Raw genomic sequence first — 17,843 nt, 5'->3', positions numbered from 1 at the left:
GGACGGCGCGATCGCTCCTTTTCCGAACGGAGCGCACGAATGGAGATACTCAATGTTCGATGACGACGACGAGCCCGCCCGAGATTTCGAACGTGCGCTCGAGGTGGAGAACGATCCCCGGCGCGCCGGCGCAGATGATCCGGGCGAAGATGACGCCGACCGAGACATCTGCGGCAAGGCGCAGGATGAACTCACCGCGGACGAACTGCGGGGAGACACGCGCGAGCATCGGTGACGCGAGTGGCAGCGACGACGCCGGCGAGAAGCGGTGCAGATATGGAAATTAGATCATGGCTCAACCGACAAGCGAACCCTCCCGCCCCGGTCCCCGCGACAGGTCCGCCCCGCTGTTCAGCGCGGTGGCTGGTGCCATCGTTGGAATACTGCTCTATATCTTGAAGCTCGGCGTGGCGCCCGCGGCGGCACCGGAGAACGTGCTGGTCTTCGTGCTGGGCGGGGCGCTGGCCGGCTTCGTGGTGGCCATGATACGGGCCCGACGACATAGAGAGCGGCCGTAGCGGCTGGTCACAGGCCGCTACGTCAACGGCTCGGCGGATCCTGTCCGCGCGCGCGGTATTGCTCAGCCTGCGGCCGACCGGCGGGAGGCAACCGAGAAGAGCGCCTTCGCGCAGAACGGCGGCCTCGCCCGTGACGACGATCGGCTTGTCCACCGGGGGCGTATGACCACGATCCCCATAGCCGCCATCCGCTCGGCCGTCAGAGCCTCTAGAGTTGGAGTTGGCGGGTAGCTTAGCCTCTTCTGCGGAGTGCTAAGCGCGGCAGAAAGATGCTATGGTGCCCGTCGTAGCCAATGCGCCCCAAGTGCCAATGCTGCCAAAGCCAGCAGGCTGAACCCGTGCAACAGGTAATTGATCGGACGTCCCGCGCCGAAGGAGGCCAGCAGCGCCAGGTCACCGAGCGGGATGAGAACCGTCGCCCCAAGCACCACCGTCAGCGCACGGTGCTGCCGCGTCAATGTCAGTCCGATCAGATAGGCAGCGAGCGCAAGATCGCGGAAGCCAATTGCGCGAACGTAGAACAAGGCGGCCTCGTCAGTGGTTGGTAATCCGTAGGCAGCGCCAGCGGGCGCAGGCGCCGCTACGAACAGACCTCCGAGCAACAGGAACACGCCCGACAGAGCGCCAACGGACAGGGTGAGCAAGCCTCTCATCGCCACGTATTTGCTCCGTTGATGGTAACTCGCGTCGGCATAACAATGATATGCGGAACCTCCATGCTCCATCTTCGCTCGTTTGACGTGGACATGGGAAATGTCGGATGGCTCACAACGACAGGGACGCAGAGGCGCCGACTGAGGCTAGACTGGCGTCTGATGTTGGGGGTGGCTGCGGTGATGCTTCCCGCCTCCATCGCTGACGCTCCGCGCGCAATTATGTTGAGTGATGTGGAACTGGAGGGAGCGGCTGCCGCCGACTTCGTCCTGCTCGGTGAGGCAACGCACGGAACGAGCGAATTCTTTACGGAACGCGGACGGATCACCGGTCCCTTGGTTGAGGATGGTCGGCCCGCTGCCATCGTCATCGAGGCAGACCGGGCAGAAGTGGAACGGGCAAACCGATATGTTCGTGGCATCGGCACCGATCGCTCCGCTGCCGCCGCGCTGACCGACTTTCGCCGCTTCCCTCGCTGGATGTGGCGCAATGAAGAGTTTGGGAGCTTCGTTGAGCGGCTCCGGGCGATCAACTTGCAGCGGCCGGAGGGCGCACGGGTCGGCTTGTATGGCATGGATGTCTACGATCTCTTCGGTGCTCTGGATCGCGCCCGCGCCTTCGCACGTCGGGAAGGTGGGAAATTGGCGGAAACCGGCGAGGCCGCGGGCCGCTGCTTCGCTTCCTTTCGCCGCAGCACAGAGGCCTATGGAATCGCTGCACGCAAGGCTTCTCGGTCGTGCGCTGGGCCAGCCCAGTCGCTCCTGCAAGCGATCCAAGCCACTTCACCCGCCGCGGACGCAGTTCGAGAAGAGGAGCGGTTCGCAGCGGTACAGGCGGCGGCCGCGGTAGCTGACGGGGAGGCTTACTTCCGCGCGGCTTACGCCGGTGCCTACTCGTGGAATGTGCGCGAGCGGGCGATGACGGCAGCGATCGAGCGGGTTGCCGAGCATGTCGGGAGGGGACAAGGGGCGTCCGCTCGCGTGATCGTCTGGGCACACAACAGCCATGTCGCGGATGCCGCCAGTACCGCGATGATCGATCGGGGAGAGATCACCATCGCAGACCTGCTGCGAGCCGACGGGGCTCGGCAGGTGTTCAGCATCGGCTTCCTGACCCATGCCGGCACAGTGATGGCGGGGTCGGCCTGGGGGGCCCTAGGGCAGATCTTTCGGCTCGCGCCCGCGCCACGCAACAGTGTCGAAGGACTGCTGCGCCGCTTCGGCGGCTCGCGGCCGCATCTTCTCTTGAGCGCTGCGGGAATGTCCGCCGCCTTTGCCGAGTGGCGTTCCCAGCGAGGCGTTGGCGCGGTCTATCAATCCGGAGATCCGGCGTTGGCCTTTTCCCGTGTTCGGCTGAAAACAGAGTTTGATGCCACTTTCTTCGTGGCTGAGACCCACGCCCTCAGACCCCTCCCGTGACGGCGCTGGATTACAGTGTACCCGCCAATGAGTCACGACCGCGCGTGTTTTCAGCGCGCTGCGGGCGGCCTGCCGTCGCGGAACGAGCAGGCCTAGTTGGTCAGGGCCCCGCCGCCGCTGCGCGCTTTAGCCGTGATCTCTGTCGGGTCGAAGTGATTGCGCGTGCGGCTATTCGGACGACCCGGCATTCGGTTGCTCGCCGGTCCTCTGCTCACCATGCCGGCCAGCGCCACGATAGGCACGCTCGGTCTGGCCTCCCTGAAAATGGCCGCCCTCCTTACCGCTATACGGGTTCGGATAACAGCCTTTGCTCTCGCCCGCGCTGTGACGGCGGCTCGCCACCTCACCTTCTCGTCTCGCATGTGCGGCTCGGTGCCCCTCCCGTCAGCCTGCATTGGCTGCTTAAGGGCCATGTGGATCCCCCTCTCGCAGCGCCGTCCTGAGTGAGGCGAGGTCCACCCGTCAGTAGCTCCAACGATGGCCGGGCGAGGAAAGTTCGGCCGCAGCGCGGCCGTGACGGTCAGTCGCGAAAAGCCTTTACAAACAGCGGCCTAGATCCAATCTGCGTGGCGCCGCCATGGCTTTCCCAGGAGTTTGCCCGTGTTTCGTCCGGTTCGGCGGAGCGTGCTAGGCGCCTTGCTGTCGCTCGCCGCGTTGCTGTCCTCTTGCCTCGCTCCCGCGCTCGCCTCGGTGCCTCACGAGCCGGGACCGCGACCGGGCAGCCTGGAGTCACGCTTAAGCTGGGGCGTGCAAGCGTCCGGCATCGGCAGTGCCTATCGAAAAGGGGCGACCGGACGCGGCGTCATCGTCGCGATGATCGACACGGGCATCGATCCGGCGGCCACGGCGCTATTCGGCCATCTCTCCTCTCAGTCGATCGACCTCGTACCGGGCCGCCGCTACGACACCGGCGATCGCCGTCACGGCGCGCAGGTCGCGACCCTGCTGGCGGCGCGGGTGGATGGCGCCGGAACCTTCGGCATCGCCTATGGCGCGACGCTGCTGTCGATCCGCGCCGACCGGGACGGTTCCTGCCTGCGGACTTGCGCCTTCGATGCCGATGTGTTGGCCCGGGCGATTGACTATGCCGTCGCGCAAAACGCCCAGGTGATCGGTCTCCCGCTCGCCTCGGGCCGAGCGATCCCCGCGCTCGAGGCAGCGTTGGCACGGGCCGTAGCGCGCGGGGTCGTGGTGGTCGCGGCGGCGGGGAACAACGGCGCTGACGAACCGGTCTGGCCAGCGCGCTATGCCGCCGAACCGCGTTTCGCCCCGCTGATGCTGGTGGCGGGCGCGAGTTCGCCCCGCGGTACGCTCGCGCCCTGGTCGAACCGCGCCGGAACGACCGCGGATCGCTACGTCATGGCACCTGGCCAGCATGTGATCGTCGGCTGTGGTCGGCGTACCTGCGACCTGACCTCCGGCACATCCTATTCGGTCGCTTATGTCGCAGGTGCGGTCGCGTTGCTGCTCAGTCGTACACCCGCGCCCGACGGCGTAACCGCTGCGGGAGCGCTGCTGTCCCATGCCGATGCGCGTCGGCGCGCTGTGTCCGACCCGGTCGTGGGCCGTGGACGGCTGGATGTTGCGGCCGCGCTGCGATCGCTCGGGTAGGGTCTGGCCGACGTACCGGCGCCGACCTGCGCGACGTCCTACGAGTGACCGCCGTGACCCGCGTTCTGCCCACCCGTGCGGCTGTGATCCTTCGCATTGCGGGCGTTATCCTGCTTCTTATTGCCGCCCTCGTCGTCCTTGCCGTTCTTCGCAAAGTCGCCCTTTTTCTTGTGATCGGTCATCCGGGATCTCCTGTTCAAGCCAATTGCACCAATGGCGCGTGGTCCTGCATCTTCCGACACGCTTCGCTTGTAAGTGTGGTCAGCGGAAGTTGTCCGCATAGCTCTGCAGCAGCAACCTACGTGGCGGCGCATCCTGAAGCGTGTAGCTGAGCCCCTCGCGCGAACAATATGCGACGGCTTCCCCCGACGTAGGGAAGATGAGGCTGACTTGTGCCTGCGTTTCGGCACCACCGGCCCATCCCGTCAAGGCATCGGCCCGCTGTGGTGCATCTGACAGAAATTCGAGCGTCCACCCGAAGCGCTCCTTCTGGAGCACCGGGCTGCCAAGTCCCTGGTGACGGTAGATGCGGACATGAGCCACTGTTTTACTCCGCGGATGAGCGCGTGACGGGGGGAATGCGTGAGCGGCGGCGCAGTTCGCCAGGCCGAAAGCCACCGGCTCCGTGTTCATGCTCTTTAGACGATGCCGGGTAGCAGGACACGTTTGTGCGGGGGGAGGCGAACCCCGGAGCGCCCAGCGGGCGCTCCGGCGCTCGCTCTAACTCCGGTCAGCGCGGTTGTGGCGAGCTGGTCGACGAACCCTGCTGACTGCCGGTCCTCGAATGACCGGAGCGATGCTTGCCACGCGAGCTTGCAGAGCTGTGGCCGGACTGGCGTGAGCCCGACGAGGCCGCCGTTCCACCTTGACCGCTTGTGGAAGATCCGGCTGATGTGCCGTCGGTGCCGCCGCCATTCTGACCCGTGCTCGAACTGCCGGCACTTCCGCCTGTGGTCGATCCCGTAGAGCCGCCGGAGGTGCTCGATCCTCCGCTTGTCTGCGCTGACGCGCTCATTGCCAGGCCTGCCGCCGCAGCGGCGGCTACTATCGTTGTCCAACGCATGATCGTTCCTCTCGCTAGGTCCGGTATAAACGATCCACGTCGGTGAGCTGTCCAACTTAGAGACGTGAAATCAGGCTAAAACAGGTGTTTAGCTAGTGTTGTCTCCTCTCCCACAAGGCGCCTGTTGAGGCTTGCTCCCGGGTGCCCCGGCCCGAACATCGAAACGAACGGTAAGGAGGAGAACCCGGTTGCCGGCTCTCGCAGCGATAGGCCTTGTTGCCGCAATCGCTGACCAGATTGGTGCCGGGCACACCCTTAAAGCTCTCGGTGGCGACGTAGGCCGCGCCAGCGCAAACCTTAGTTTCCGTCAGAGAGAATCCTCTTTTACAAGCATAGTAAGAATTAAGCTTGACGCAGGTCAAAACTACGACAATCATCTCAAATGGCTTGAAAGTTTGCGGCTGCACCGATTATGTTGTGTTCAGCTGCTCATGCTACGTTTCTCACTCCGCTATCTCGATAAGACGGATCGCCTGATCGAAGATCGCCGGCTCCGGGCGCCTGATGTCTGGTACGCGATGGCCTGCGCCAATCGCCGACTTCATCGCTCTTTCGCCGGCTCCCGTCAGCCGGGACTCGATCCTCAAGGCAGGGTCGATGTGCTCGACCAGAGCGGTGCCATCGTCGCGCGCATCTATTGTGCGGAAGCGATCGCCGCGATGTCGTGACGATGATGTGCGCCAGCAGTGCCGGTGGCGAGCCAGCAGCGTTCCATATTCCCGAGCCATCAGATCGGCCGTACGAACACCCGCTCACACTCGACGTCGACGCGAGCGACCGCTGGCGTGGCATTCTGCGGGTACGAGAGCGCGTCCGGGTCAACGGCGCAGGCGAGCTGATCCTGCTCTATCCAAAGTGGCTGCCCGGCTTCCACGCGCCCGTTGCACCGATCGAGCTGCTCTCGGGCCTGCACTTCGAGGCGGACGGCCGATCGCTCGAGTGGCGGCGCCATCCGACGATGATCCATGCCTTCGCCGTGTCCGTGCCCGATGGGGTGGAAGCGATCGCGGCCGAGTTCCAATTCCTCTCGCCGACCGATCCGGCCCAAGGGCGCGTCATCAGTTCGCCCGAGCTGCTGCTTCTGCCGTGGAACGCCGCCATCCTCTATCCCGCCGAGCACGCCGCGAACGCGATCCTGGTGGACGCCAGTCTCACGTTGCCGGAGGGATGGACCGCCGCATGCGCGATCGCATCGGCTCAGTGCAAAGAAGAGCGCCTCGTCTACGAGCGCAGCGCGCTCGACACGTTGATCGACTCGCCCGTGCTCACTGGACGCCATCTGAGAAGCTATCCGCTCGACGAGCATGTCAGCCTGCACATCGCCGCCGACGAGCCGCACCAGCTTGCCGCCAGTGACGAGCAGATCTCCCTTCATCGCGCCGTGGTGGCAGAGACGATCCAGCTGTTCGGCTCGCGGTCGTTCGACCGATTCGAGATGCTGCTCGCGCTCAGCGACACGCTCACCGCAGCGGGCGTGGAGCATCACCGCTCGTTCGAGGCGGTCAGCGTGCCGGACTATCTCGCCGACTGGGGCGAGAATGTCACCCGGCGCGACACCATCCCGCACGAGTTCGTCCACAGCTGGAACGGCAAGCATCGCCGCGGCGCGGACTCCTGCACGGCCTCGTTCGACCGCCCGATCCGGAACGACCTGCTGTGGGTCTACGAGGGGCAGACGCAATATTGGACCAACGTGCTGTGCGCGCGGTCCGGTCTGTGGTCGCAGGAGCAGACGCTGGGTGCGCTGGCGCTAACCGCGGCGCGCTACGAGGCGCGCCCCGGCAGCCGATGGCGCTCGCTGCTCGACACGACGCGTGATCCGATCATCGCGGGCCGCAGCCCGCTGCCCGCTGCCCTGGCCAAGCTGGCAGCGTAGCGAGGATTATTACTCCGAGGGCGCGCTGCTGTGGCTCGAGGTAGATACGCGCCTGCGCGAACTCTCGAGTGACACCCGCTCGCTCGATGACTTCGCACGATCGTTCTTCGGAGGCGCGGAAGGCGACTGGTCGACACGGCCGTATGACCTTGAGGAGGTGGTCGATAAGCTCCACGCAATCGCGCCATTCGACTGGGCCGCCTTCCTCCTGAACGCTGTCTGCGACACGCGCGAGGGGACGTTGCTCGGCGGTCTGACGCGCGGCGGGTACCGGCTCGACTATGCGGATACGCCCAACGCCTATCAGCGCTGCCAGGAGAGCGAGACCCGCATCGCCGACCTGACCCATACGATCGGTCTGAGCGTCGGTGGCGATGGTCGCGTCACGGACGTGCTCTGGGGCGGAAGCGCCTTTGACGCCGGCGTGACGATCGGCACCGTCATCGCCGCGGTGGAGGGGCGACCCTTCTCGGCGGAGCGGTTGCGTACGGCACTGAGTTGTCAGGCCGATCGCGGTGTGGAGCTGGTGCTGCGCCGTGGCGTGACGGTGCGCTCGGTTGCGGTACGCACGCCCGGGAAGCTTCGCTATCCAAGACTGGTGCGTACGTTCGACCAGCCCGACCGGCTCGGTGCCATCCTTCAGGCGAGGCGCATAACGCAGGTGTAGAAGCGGAACGATCGTCGCCCAGTCTCTTTCCGCATCGAGTCGACGCGACGACCCACTCGGCCGCCTCGTCGATCCGAGAGCGAGAGCTGAGAGTAAGTTGATCGAACGTCATTTTGCGAAACTACGCGCGCGCGGCCCCGTGTCGCTTGAGGAGGAGCAGGCCGTCCGTGCCAGCGTTGCCGAGATCCGCACCGTTTCCGCGGACACGTTGGTCGTGCGGGCCTACGAGGTGCAGGACCACAGCACCCTGCTACTCGACGGCATCCTGTGCCGCTACAAGGACCTGCGCAACGGTCAACGCCAGATCACCGAGCTACATGTCGCCGGCGACTTCGCCGACCTGCACAGCTTCACGCTGAAGTATCTGGACCATGACGTGATGAGCCTGACGCCGTGCCGCGTCGCGATCGTGCCGCATCGCGCGCTGCTCGCGCTGACCGAGCGCTTCCCGTCGCTCGCGCGCAGCTACTGGTTCAGTACCAACCTCGACGCGTCGATCCACCGCGAGTGGGAGGTGTCGCTCGGACGCCGCAGCGCGGCGGCCCGTGTCGCAATGCTGCTGAGTGAGCTCCACCAGCGCCTGCTGATCGTCGGGCTTGCCGACGCGCGCGGCTATGACTTGCGGCTGACTCAGACCGACATCGCGGAATGCACCGGGCTCACCAACGTGTCGGTCAATCGCGTCCTGCGCGACCTGCGCGAGGCAGGCGCGGCCTCGGTCGGCACTGGGCGGGTCACCATCCTCGACCGCGACGCGCTGTGGCGCGCCGCAGAGTTCGACCCGCGCTACCTGTACCTCGGCCGCCAGACCGATACTGGTCGCGTAGCGGCAGGTTAGGCGTCAGCGATCCTTCTCGTCAACGAAAAGGCCAAGCGAGTTGAGGCGCAAGCATCGAAGCTCAGTCCATGAGGCGGCGATTGCCAAGTCATTTGAAGGTATACCCTCGTGGAACACCGCAGCTGTGGCAGTTTTCGTGTTCAATCAGGGTCGAATGCATCTGGATCGTACAGGCTGGGTAGGGACTCTAGATCCTGATTGAACAGAAAGGATCGCCTCAACGCCTTCGCCTAAGCAGCAGGCCGGCGACTAATGCTCGCGTTTTTGCTCACTTTTGAATAGGTTGCTGGCGGCCAGTGCTGGACGTGGGGTGATCGGCTCACCCAAGTTTCGCACAACAACGCCCTGTCGCAACCCCGCTGACGGGCGCCTTGCGGGGGCTAGAGACACAAGCGTGCTAGCCAGTGGCAGCCACGCATGCGGCTTGGGTCAAGTGGAGACCGCGCATTCCCTGTCGATCAAAGGTGTTTCTTTTGCTAGGCGGCATAACCATTGCAAATTTCAACGATGGCGGTAAGCTACTTGATGATCTCGTGCGATTTGTTGAGTTCGGGCGTGGAAGTCCCGGGAGGTCAGCTTTTTTATGAGCCGGCTCGTCTGATCAATTGCGGGTCGCAACTCTTCAAGTCGTCGGTGTAGATCTCGTCGAAGCCTGAGAAGCGGGCATCATCGAGGCTCTGCTTTGTGTCACTTCCGCGCCGCTCTGATGCTGGCGGTCGGCTTCGTCGAGGCGCCCCGCATGAGGTTCCGGTGACCACCATCGGTCTGAGCCCCGCGGGCGGGGCCACACGAAAGGCCGCCAATTGAGCAAATAGAAACGTTCGCGACGCGGCCGTTCCCACGCCGCGGGCGCGAGTGAGCGCGGAACGAGCCCGTAGAGAGCTTGTTGTGATTACCGGGAAGCCAAGGCAGATCAATAGCTTGGCTGGAAGCCGTCGCCATGCATACCTTTGAGTTACTCCTTCTTCTCATCGCAGCGTCGATCGGACTGGCCTATGTGGCGCAACGGCTGCATGTGCCGCTTGCCGTCGCGCTGATCTGCGGTGGTATGGCCCTGGCGTTCGTGCCGGGGATCGGCGTGGTGGAACTCGAGCCTGAACTGGCGCTCGCGCTGTTCCTGCCTCCGCTCCTGCAGGCAAGCGCCTATCGAACCGACTGGCCCGCGTTCCGTTTCAACCTTCGCTCGATTCTTCTTCTCGCCGTCGGGGCGGTCTTCTTCACGGCGGCTGCAGTGGCGCTGGTGGCGAAGCTGCTCGTGCCAGAGCTGCCCTGGTGGGCGGCCGTCACCTTGGGAGCGATCGTTGCGCCCCCTGACGCGGTGGCGGCCGCCGCCGTATTGAAGCAGGTCAAGCTTCCCAAGCGCATCGTGACCGTGCTCGAGGGCGAGAGCCTGATCAACGATGCTTCGTCGTTGGTTCTCTACCGACTGGCGGTCGCAGCCACGCTCGCGGGTAGCTTCAGCCTGGGCGATGGCGTTCTTCAATTCTTCCTTGCCTCGGTCGGCGGGGCGCTCGTCGGCTGGTTGTCGGCCAGGGTGGCGATGTGGGTGTTCGCCCACGTCGAGGATTCGCTGCTCGACGTCGCCGTCTCGCTGCTCGTCGGCTTTGTTGCCTACCTGCTGGCCGAGCAGATCCACGTCTCGGGCGTGCTCGCGGCGGTAACCTGCGGGCTGCTCCTCGGTCGCCAGCAGCATGCCGAATTCACGGCGCAGACGCGCCTCGCGGTCGCGAACATCTGGACGTTCGTGGAATTCCTGCTCACCGCGCTGGTCTTCATCCTCATCGGCCTCCAGCTGCGTGGCATCGTCGAGCGCCTGGAGGGGTATGATGCAGCCATGTTGGCGTTGCTTGGCCTGGCGGTCTCGGCGACCTTGATCGTCAGTCGCTTCGTGTGGGTGTTCCCGAGTATCTGGCTCCCCCGCTTGCTCTCGCGATCGCTGCGCGACCGCGACCCGCTGCCGCCGTGGAGCTACCCGACGATCCTGTCCTGGGCAGGCATGCGCGGCGTGGTCAGCCTTGCCGCCGCGCTCGCTCTACCAGCGCGTTTTCCGGCCCGCGATATCATCGTGTTTCTGGCGTTCTGCGCGATCTTCGCCACCTTGGTGATCCAAGGAACGACGCTTGGCTGGCTTATCCGTCGCATGGGCCTGGCTGAGGAGAATGATGACGTCCTCCCCGAACCCGATACCGCTCAGGCGAGAGCCGAACTGGCCACCGCGTCGCTCGAAGCCATTCAGACTCACCACGATAACGAATCCGAACACAGCGAAGCGGCGAAGGAGCTAGTGGACGAATATGAATCGCGCGCCGAGCGGGCGCGTGTCGAAGGCCAGGACCCCGCGACCAAAGCCCAGCAGCTGGAAGGGCAGCAGCGTCTTCGGCTCGTCGCCATCGAAGCGGCGCGGGAAAAGCTCAAGGACCAAACCGATCAGATCGACGCGGATGTGCACAGAGCGCTCGGTGAGGAGTTGGACCTGGAGGAGCAGCAGATCCGGCGCGCCCTAGGGGAGACGATGTAACGATGAGCAGCCCGACCCTTCCTCCACCGGCTTCGCGGGGCCTCAACGAGGCGCTCACGCGAAACATCGAGGCATTGGAAGCGCGGCGCAAGGCGGACGATGCCGCTGCGTCGCGACAGGATCGGATCGCGCAGGCGATCACGAACTTCACCGGCAGCATGACATTCGTCTACCTGCATCTCGCCGCCTACGGTGCCTGGGTGATCGTCAACGCCGGCCTCGTTCCCGGAGTCACGCCGTTCGACCCCAGCTTCGTGATCCTCGCCTCCGAAGCCTCCGTTGAGGCGATCTTCCTGTCGACCTTCGTGTTGATCAGCCAGAACCGCATGGCCGAACGAGCTGACAAGCGAGCCGATCTGGATCTGCACATCAACCTCCTAGCCGAGCACGAGTTGACCCGCCTGGCCGCGCTCGTGGAAGCGATCGCTGACCACCTCGGCGTCACAGCTCAAGTTCCGCACGATTTGGAGGAGGTCAAACGAGACGTGGCGCCGGAGGCCGTGCTGGACGAGATCGCTCGCCGCCAAGCGGACAGATAGACGACCGGACGCCGTGTAAGCATCTGGGCTATGGCTTAGCCGCGGATGCTTCGACGCTCCGAGCTGGACGACCCTCGGACCGATGAGCGTCTGTGGTGCAGGCGTGACCAGGCGCTTTCTCATCGGCCACGGTACGGGAGCCGATCTGGACAAGCGCGGGGCTCCGGAGCCGCAAGATGATCCATCTCGTCTGAACCGCCAGCGTGCTCCGGCGAAGGCCGGAGCCCGGTGCCAACAACGTTGCCGGCTGTGGTTCTGGGCACCCGCAGGCGCGGGAGCACGGTTCAGCTTGGGTGGATCAGGCGCCGGGAGAAATGGCTCCCGAGGCGGACCTCGGGAGCCAGGGCAAGGCCAGGGGGAAGTGGCCTAGAGGCTGAGGCGGAGGCCGAGCCGGAAGGTGCGGCCGAGCACGTCGTACAACACCGGATTGAACCCGTAGGTCACGCCGTTTTGCGGCGAAGGCTCGGGCGCCTTGTTGAAGAGATTGTCCACCTTGGCATAAGCGGAAATGCTCTTGCTGATGTTGAACGAGCCGCCGAGATCGACGTAGAGCGCGCCCGGCATCGTGTTGTCATTAATCGTGGTGATGTTGCCGGTCGGATCGGGCGCCGGGCAGCTGCCCGGATCGCACTGGACATATTCGTTCGAGTAGACACCGTCGGAGAACCAGCGCTCGGTCACCGACAGCGAGAAGTCGTCCGTGTCCCAGCTCTGGATCGCGAACACCTTCCAGTCGGGCACGTTGCCACGGTTGACGCCGGCCTGCTCGGTCGGGATCGTGCCGGGCAGACCCGACGTCTCGGTGAAATGCAGCGTGCGCGTGGCGAGACCGCGGATGGTGAAGGCGCCCGGCAGGCCGACGCCGCTGAGCGGTCGGCGGTAGCTCGCCTCGATGTCGAAGCCGTTGGTGCGCACGCGCGCGAAGTTGAACAGCTGCTCGTTGACGAACAGCGGCCCGGCGGCGGTATCAAGATTGAAGGAGGAGCAGAACTGCGCGATGTTCTGCAGGAAGCATTGGTTGATCGCCGACTGGCCGGTGAACGGCGTGATGATGCCCTCCACCTTGATGTTGTAATAGTCGAACGAGGCACTGAAGCCCGGCAGGAACCCGGCGGTGGTGCCGTCGAAGACGATGCCGCCGGTGGTGTTGCGCGAGGTCTCCGGCTTGAGCGCGGTGTTGCCGATCGTGTTCGAGGGCGCCTGGACGAACTGCCCCGCGGTCGGCGAGCTGCCGGGCGCGCGCGGGTCGAGGAAGGTGGCGTTGGCGAAGGTCGGCGTGCGGAACAGCTCCGAGAGGTTGGGCGCGCGCACGTCGCGCGAGGTCACGCCGCGCAGCTTGATGCCGGTGAGCGGCGTGTCCCAGGTGCCGCCGACCTTCCAGCTCGTGATCCAGCCGGACGTGCTGTACCGCGTCTGGCGGACGCCCGCGTTGATATTGGCGCGGCCGATCTGATCCTCGTTCGAGATCGGGATGTCGAGCTCGAGGAAGCCCTCGTGCACGTTGTACCGGCCGGTGCCGTTCTTGTAGTTGCCGGCGTACCAATTGCCGCCGGTCAGCGTGTTCTGCGTCGGATCGGCGGGATAGTCGGTGGTGTTCGGGTTCGCCGCGGTGACGCCGTTGCCGTACGGATCGGCCTTGGTGCGATACCATTCGCGGCGATATTCGTAGCCGAAGGCGACCGACAGCGGGCCCGCCCAGGTCGACACCGGCTGGCCGTTGAAGCTGATCGCGCCCGCGTTCTGCGTCGACCAGGTGTGCTGATAGGGACCGATCGCGGGCTTGACGTAGTTGAGCGCGGCCTCGGTGACGCCGCCGTCGCCGATGATGTTGAGCGGGACGCAGCCGGCGGCGCGCGCCGCCGCATTGGCGCAGCCGATCGTGCCGTTCGGCAGCCGCACCGCTTGGTAGGCGGCGCGGAAGCGCGCGACATTGAGCATGTTGTCGACGTGCAGATCGGTGTAGTTGCGCCCGTATTCGTAATAGGCGTCGTAGCTCCACTCGGTACCGAGGCCGCGGAACTTGCCGTTGGCACCGACGACGTAGCGCAGGTTGGTGCGCACCGGCTTGACCTCGATGAAGTCGCCGAGCTGCGCCAGCGCCGAGCCGTACTGGAACTGGGTGATGCCGGCGTTGGTGCAGGCCTGCTGGATCGACTGCGGCACGAACGGATTGGCGTTGGCGTTGTTGAGGCCGCACTGGATGGTGAGATTGGCCTGCTGCGCGTAGCCCGGATTGGGCGAGTTCTCCGAGCTGACGCGCGAGCCGTTAAAGGTGAAGTAGATTTCGTTGTTGGGCGCAAAGTCGAAGCCGACGCGCGAGTAGTAATTGTAGCGCTCCAGCTTGGAGGCGAGGCTGGTGCCCGCACCGACGACGCCACTGGTGTCGCCGCCCGAGCAGAAGGAGGGCGTGCAGCCGGTCACCGCGCCGGTGCCGGTGGGCACGCCGTTCGAGCCATATTGGAATTGGTAAGGCTGACCGTTGGCGCCAAAGGCGGTGCCCTGCAACGGCCCCGAGGTGATCAGGCCGAACTTCGAATATTGATATTGCTGCGCGTTCTGGATGTAGAAGATGCGCGGTTGCCCCGCGGGCGTGTTGGTCACGCCGGTCTGGACGAAGGCGGGCGAATTGTACCAGTCGCGGCCGTTTGCGCCGACGATGCCGAAGCCGGGGTTGGGCACGCCGCCCTGTCGGCCATATTCGGCGCTGACCACGACGTGGAGCCGGTCCTCGTAATAGCTGTTGCCCCACGCCGCCTGCGCGGTGACGCCGGCGTCGTCGCCATAGGTGGTGATGCTGCCCTGGACGTTCGCCCTGAAGCCCTTGAAGCGTTTGTCGGTGATGAAGTTGACCACGCCGCCGACCGCGTCCGATCCGTAGGAGGCCGAGGCGCCGCCGTTGACCACGTCGACGCGCTGAACGAGCAGCTGCGGGAACTGGCTGACGTCCGGCACGCCCGAGTAATTGGCGCCGACGAAGCGCTGCCCGTCGAGCAGCGTCAGCGTGCGGATCGCGCCGAGCCCGCGCAGCGAGAAGGAACTCAGCCCCTGTATGCCGCTCGAGGTGCTGCCCACCGAGGTGGCGCGCCCGGTCGACCCCTGCAGCGACGGCAATTGCGTGACCGCGTTGAAGATGTTGGGCTGCGCCAGCCGCTGCAGGTCGGCTGCGCCGATCACCTGGGTCGGAGTCGGCGCGTTGAAGCCACTCGAGGTGATGCGCGAGCCCGTGACGATGATGTCGCTGCCGGGCTCGGCGGCGGGATCGGGCTGGTCGACCGTCGCCGCACTGTCGGCGGTGGCGGGGTCGGCGCCCGACGGCGTCGCCGCGGCCGAGCCGGGCTGGACTGTCGGGGAGGGGGCGGTCTGCGCCGCCGGCTCGGTCTGCGCCTGCGCCGGCATCGCCAATGCCACCGCGAGCGCCGCCCCGCTTGCCGCCACCAGGGCGCCGCGGCGCCATGCCGCCATGCCATGCCTCAGCTCCGTCTCGAACTCCATCATGTCCAGACCCCTCCTCCCAAGATGAAGAGGCAAGTCGACGCTCGCGCGGCGCATCGGCGACCCGATGTGTCCGGCGGTTGTTCCGCTCGGACATGCGCTGCCGGTCGAGCGTTGCCGACCTGGTCCTCTCCTGTGACCGAGTTGTCCGACAGATCTGCCAGATTGTCGACAAAAAATTTGTGATGTGTGCACCGGCGTTTTTTACAACCTGGCTTGCCGGGCCGATCTGCGGCGCGACGTCGAACGCATGCGCTGCGCTGGCACGATCCTGCTTGGGCACACGGGCGCGGATCGTCGGTTGCGGTCGGCGTCGGTGCGGGGGGTGGCGGCGAGCAGCGCGGCACGCACGGCGAGAAAGGTTATTGCTGCTCCGGCAACCCGAAGACATAGACCGCATAGCCGGTGATCGGGCGATGTACCTCGGTCAGCATCGTCCCCGGCTTGAGCTGCGGGCTGCCGCCGCCCAGCGCGGTGGTGACCGCGACATATTGCCGGCCGTCGACCGCGAAGGAGACGGGGAAGCCCTGCACCGTGGTGCCCAGCCGCGTCTGCCACAATGTCTCGCCGGTGCGCACGTCGACCGCGCGGAAGACGCGGTCGAAATCGCCGACGAAGGCGAGATTGCCCGCGGTCGACACCACCGAGGTGAGGAAAGGCGCGCGCTGCTGGACGGTCCACAATGGCGCGCGGTCGCGCGCGCGATAGGCGGAGAGCCGGCCGAGCTGCCCGCCGGTGCCGGGCATCTCGTAATAGACCTGGCTGCCGTTGCCGAGCATCAGCACGCAGCTCTGGCTGAGCGGGATCACCAAGGCATCGCTCGGCTGGTGATAGCTCATCGCCTGCCAATTGTGCCCGCCCTCCGGGCCGGGGCAGGAGGCGAGCCACTGGTCGGACTGCTGCTTGACCACGTCGTCGCGGTAGCTCGGCCGGCCGGTCACCGGGTCGATCCGCGTGAAGACGTTCTGGAACACCGTCTCGGTGGCGCCGAGGAATTTGCCGTCGCGTCGGTCGAGCTGCCACAGGATCCCGGCCTTGCCGATCGTGAAGAGCGACTTGCGGTCGCCGTGATCGACCAGCACGCGCTCGAACACCTCGTCCAGGTCGAAGGTTTCGCCCGGCGCGTGGTTGAACCACCAGCGCAACTTGCCCGTGCCGGGGTCGAGCGCGAGTGTCGAGTTGGCGTAATCGGTCGCGCCGGTGGCGGAGCCGCGCTCGTCGCGCCGCCACGGCTTGCCCTGTGCGGTGCCCCAATAGGTGGTGTCGAGCGCGGGATCGTAGGTGCCCGCGATCCAGGTTTCCGATCCCTTGCGCTCGTCGTCGGGCAGCGCCCCCCAGCTGTCGCCGCCGGGTTGGCCGGTCAGCGCGACAGTGGTGAAGGTCCAGTCGCGCTTCCCCGTCGCGGCGTCATAGGCGCTGATATAGCAATGGTCGGGCGTGCCCTTGCGCCCGCAATTGGTCATGCCGACGATCACCTTGCCCTTGATGATGATCAGCCCGCCGGTGGAGCGGCCGACGCCGGGCTTCTCGTCGGTGATGTGCGTCTTCCACACTTCCTCGCCGCTGCGCGCGTCGAGCGCATAGACCCAGCCCTCGGGCGTGTTGACGTAGAGGTTGGTGCCCCACAGCCCCATTGCGCGCGTCTCCACCGAGGAGGGGCCTGGCCCGGCGCTGGTGGGGAAGGGGCCGAGGCGGTTCTCCCACAAGAGCTCGCCGTCACGCGCGTCGAGCGCCTGGATGACGTTGCCGACGCCCCACATGTACATGATGCCGTCGTGGACGATGGGGGTGTCCTCCATCGTGCCGTTCTCGGGCATGGACCACATCCACTTGAGCTGGAGCCGCGCGACATTGCCCGTGTCGATCTGCGCCAGCGGGCTGTAGCTCCACCCCTGGTAGTTGCGGCGGAACATCAGCCAGTCGCCCGGCGGCGGGTCGCGCAGCATTGCGTCGGTGACGGGGCGATAGCCGGCGATCGCACCCTTGAGGCTCAGCCCGGGCTTGCTCGGCAGCACGAAGCGGCCGGGATCGGCATATTTCACCTTCTGCCCCGGCGCGGCGAAGCCCGCCGAGGTCGCGGGCGCGGCGGCGCCGCCGGGGCCGTTGGCGGGAGCGGATTCTTTGGCGCCGCCGATCTGTGCCTCTTGCGAGGCGGTGCTGCCGGCGGGCGCGCCGGTCGCGGCGGTGGCCGGCGCGGCGGGGTCGGCGAAGGCGTCGGCCGGCGGCGTGCCGCTCGCCACCCCGCCGAGCAGGGTTGTCGCCTGCCGGTCGAGCGGGGTGTCGCCCGCGGGCGCGCCGTTGGCGTAGAGGATGTAGGCGACGATCGCGTCATAGGTCGCGTCGTCGAGGCTGGCGCCGCGGCCGTACGGCATCGAGGCGTGGATCTTGCTGTAGAGCGCCGCGACGGCGCGCTTGCCCCACACCGCGTTGAACGAGGCGCCGGTCAGCGCGGGCGCGTCGGTGGCGCCGGCGAGGTCGCTCTGGTGGCAGGCGGCGCATTGCTCGGCATAGGCGCTGCGCCCGGCGGCGACCTGCGCGCGGGTGAAGAGCCCGCCGGGCTGCTGCGCGACCGCGATCGTGCCCGCGAGCGCGGCACCGGCGGCGGCGAGCAGGAGCGCGGCGCGGGGGCGGAGGGCGACGTGTGGCATG

At 66.1% G+C, this 17,843-nt stretch carries 15 protein-coding genes; 9 read left to right on the top strand and 6 right to left on the bottom strand.

The features are described 5' to 3' along the window. The first annotated feature begins 52 nt into the window (after nt 1-52). Complete coding sequence (locus ACMGDM_RS15435) at nt 53-235, top strand: hypothetical protein (RefSeq protein WP_436805003.1); 183 nt, start codon at nt 53-55, stop codon at nt 233-235. Between the two features lie 555 nt (nt 236-790). On the opposite strand, the gene ACMGDM_RS15430 is transcribed toward ACMGDM_RS15435, so the two are convergent. Beyond that, nucleotides 791-1,171, bottom strand: a complete 381-nt coding sequence (locus tag ACMGDM_RS15430) for a DUF4267 domain-containing protein (protein ID WP_436805172.1) — start codon at nt 1,169-1,171, stop codon at nt 791-793. Nucleotides 1,172-1,354: 183 nt separating this feature from the next. Between ACMGDM_RS15430 and ACMGDM_RS15425 the strand changes: the two genes are divergently transcribed. Together ACMGDM_RS15425 and ACMGDM_RS15420 are read left to right on the top strand one after the other, a co-directional pair. Beyond that, a complete protein-coding gene (locus ACMGDM_RS15425) occupies nt 1,355-2,590 on the top strand; it encodes an erythromycin esterase family protein (RefSeq protein WP_436805171.1) in 1,236 nt (411 codons plus the stop codon). Between the two features lie 636 nt (nt 2,591-3,226). Further along, complete coding sequence (locus tag ACMGDM_RS15420) at nt 3,227-4,201, top strand: S8 family serine peptidase (protein ID WP_436805002.1); 975 nt, start codon at nt 3,227-3,229, stop codon at nt 4,199-4,201. 38 nt (nt 4,202-4,239) lie between these two features. Here ACMGDM_RS15420 and ACMGDM_RS15415 read toward each other — a convergent pair whose 3' ends face one another. The 3 genes from ACMGDM_RS15415 to ACMGDM_RS15405 form a co-directional block, all read right to left on the bottom strand. Beyond that, entirely contained in the window at nt 4,240-4,383 is a 144-nt protein-coding gene (locus ACMGDM_RS15415) for a hypothetical protein (protein ID WP_436805001.1), read from the bottom strand. 79 nt (nt 4,384-4,462) lie between these two features. After that, on the bottom strand, nt 4,463-4,744 hold the full coding sequence (locus ACMGDM_RS15410) for an NADH dehydrogenase ubiquinone Fe-S protein 4 (RefSeq protein WP_436805000.1): 282 nt from the start codon (nt 4,742-4,744) through the stop codon (nt 4,463-4,465). A 612-nt stretch (nt 4,745-5,356) separates the two neighbouring features. Next, a complete protein-coding gene (locus ACMGDM_RS15405; protein ID WP_436805170.1) occupies nt 5,357-5,641 on the bottom strand; it encodes an NADH-quinone oxidoreductase subunit D-related protein in 285 nt (94 codons plus the stop codon). 54 nt (nt 5,642-5,695) lie between these two features. On the opposite strand from ACMGDM_RS15405, the gene ACMGDM_RS15400 reads away from it, so the two are divergent. The 6 genes from ACMGDM_RS15400 to ACMGDM_RS15375 all read left to right on the top strand — a co-directional run bounded on the left by ACMGDM_RS15400 (nt 5,696) and on the right by ACMGDM_RS15375 (nt 11,702). After that, nucleotides 5,696-5,932: a hypothetical protein gene (locus ACMGDM_RS15400; protein ID WP_436804999.1), complete on the top strand. Its 237-nt coding sequence runs from the start codon at nt 5,696-5,698 to the stop codon at nt 5,930-5,932. Nucleotides 5,933-5,934: 2 nt separating this feature from the next. Beyond that, entirely contained in the window at nt 5,935-7,140 is a 1,206-nt protein-coding gene (locus ACMGDM_RS15395; protein ID WP_436804998.1) for a M61 family metallopeptidase, read from the top strand. Then, nucleotides 7,079-7,807: a M61 metallopeptidase family protein gene (locus ACMGDM_RS15390; protein ID WP_436804997.1), complete on the top strand. Its 729-nt coding sequence runs from the start codon at nt 7,079-7,081 to the stop codon at nt 7,805-7,807. The genes ACMGDM_RS15395 and ACMGDM_RS15390 overlap by 62 nt, the downstream gene beginning before the upstream one ends. 97 nt (nt 7,808-7,904) lie before the next feature. Next, nucleotides 7,905-8,645 (top strand): Crp/Fnr family transcriptional regulator, encoded by a 741-nt coding sequence (locus ACMGDM_RS15385; protein WP_436804996.1) that lies wholly within the window; start codon nt 7,905-7,907, stop codon nt 8,643-8,645. A 940-nt stretch (nt 8,646-9,585) separates the two neighbouring features. After that, the gene (locus ACMGDM_RS15380; RefSeq protein ID WP_436804995.1) at nt 9,586-11,163 is read left to right on the top strand and encodes a Na+/H+ antiporter; all 1,578 of its coding nucleotides are present in this window, start codon (nt 9,586-9,588) and stop codon (nt 11,161-11,163) included. A gap of 2 nt (nt 11,164-11,165) precedes the next feature. Beyond that, entirely contained in the window at nt 11,166-11,702 is a 537-nt protein-coding gene (locus ACMGDM_RS15375; RefSeq protein ID WP_436804994.1) for a DUF1003 domain-containing protein, read from the top strand. Nucleotides 11,703-12,068: 366 nt separating this feature from the next. Here ACMGDM_RS15375 and ACMGDM_RS15370 read toward each other — a convergent pair whose 3' ends face one another. Both ACMGDM_RS15370 and ACMGDM_RS15365 read right to left on the bottom strand, forming a co-directional pair. Further along, the gene (locus ACMGDM_RS15370) at nt 12,069-15,197 is read right to left on the bottom strand and encodes a TonB-dependent receptor plug domain-containing protein (RefSeq protein ID WP_436804993.1); all 3,129 of its coding nucleotides are present in this window, start codon (nt 15,195-15,197) and stop codon (nt 12,069-12,071) included. A 359-nt stretch (nt 15,198-15,556) separates the two neighbouring features. Then, a complete protein-coding gene (locus ACMGDM_RS15365; protein ID WP_436804992.1) occupies nt 15,557-17,842 on the bottom strand; it encodes an outer membrane protein assembly factor BamB family protein in 2,286 nt (761 codons plus the stop codon). Between the last annotated feature and the right edge of the window lies 1 nt (nt 17,843).

It is taken from the genome of Sphingomonas larreae, assembly GCF_051400595.1.
Classification (GTDB): domain Bacteria; phylum Pseudomonadota; class Alphaproteobacteria; order Sphingomonadales; family Sphingomonadaceae; genus Sphingomonas.
Note: the sequence above shows the minus strand (reverse complement) of the source record. Positions and strands in the feature narration are given on the sequence as shown.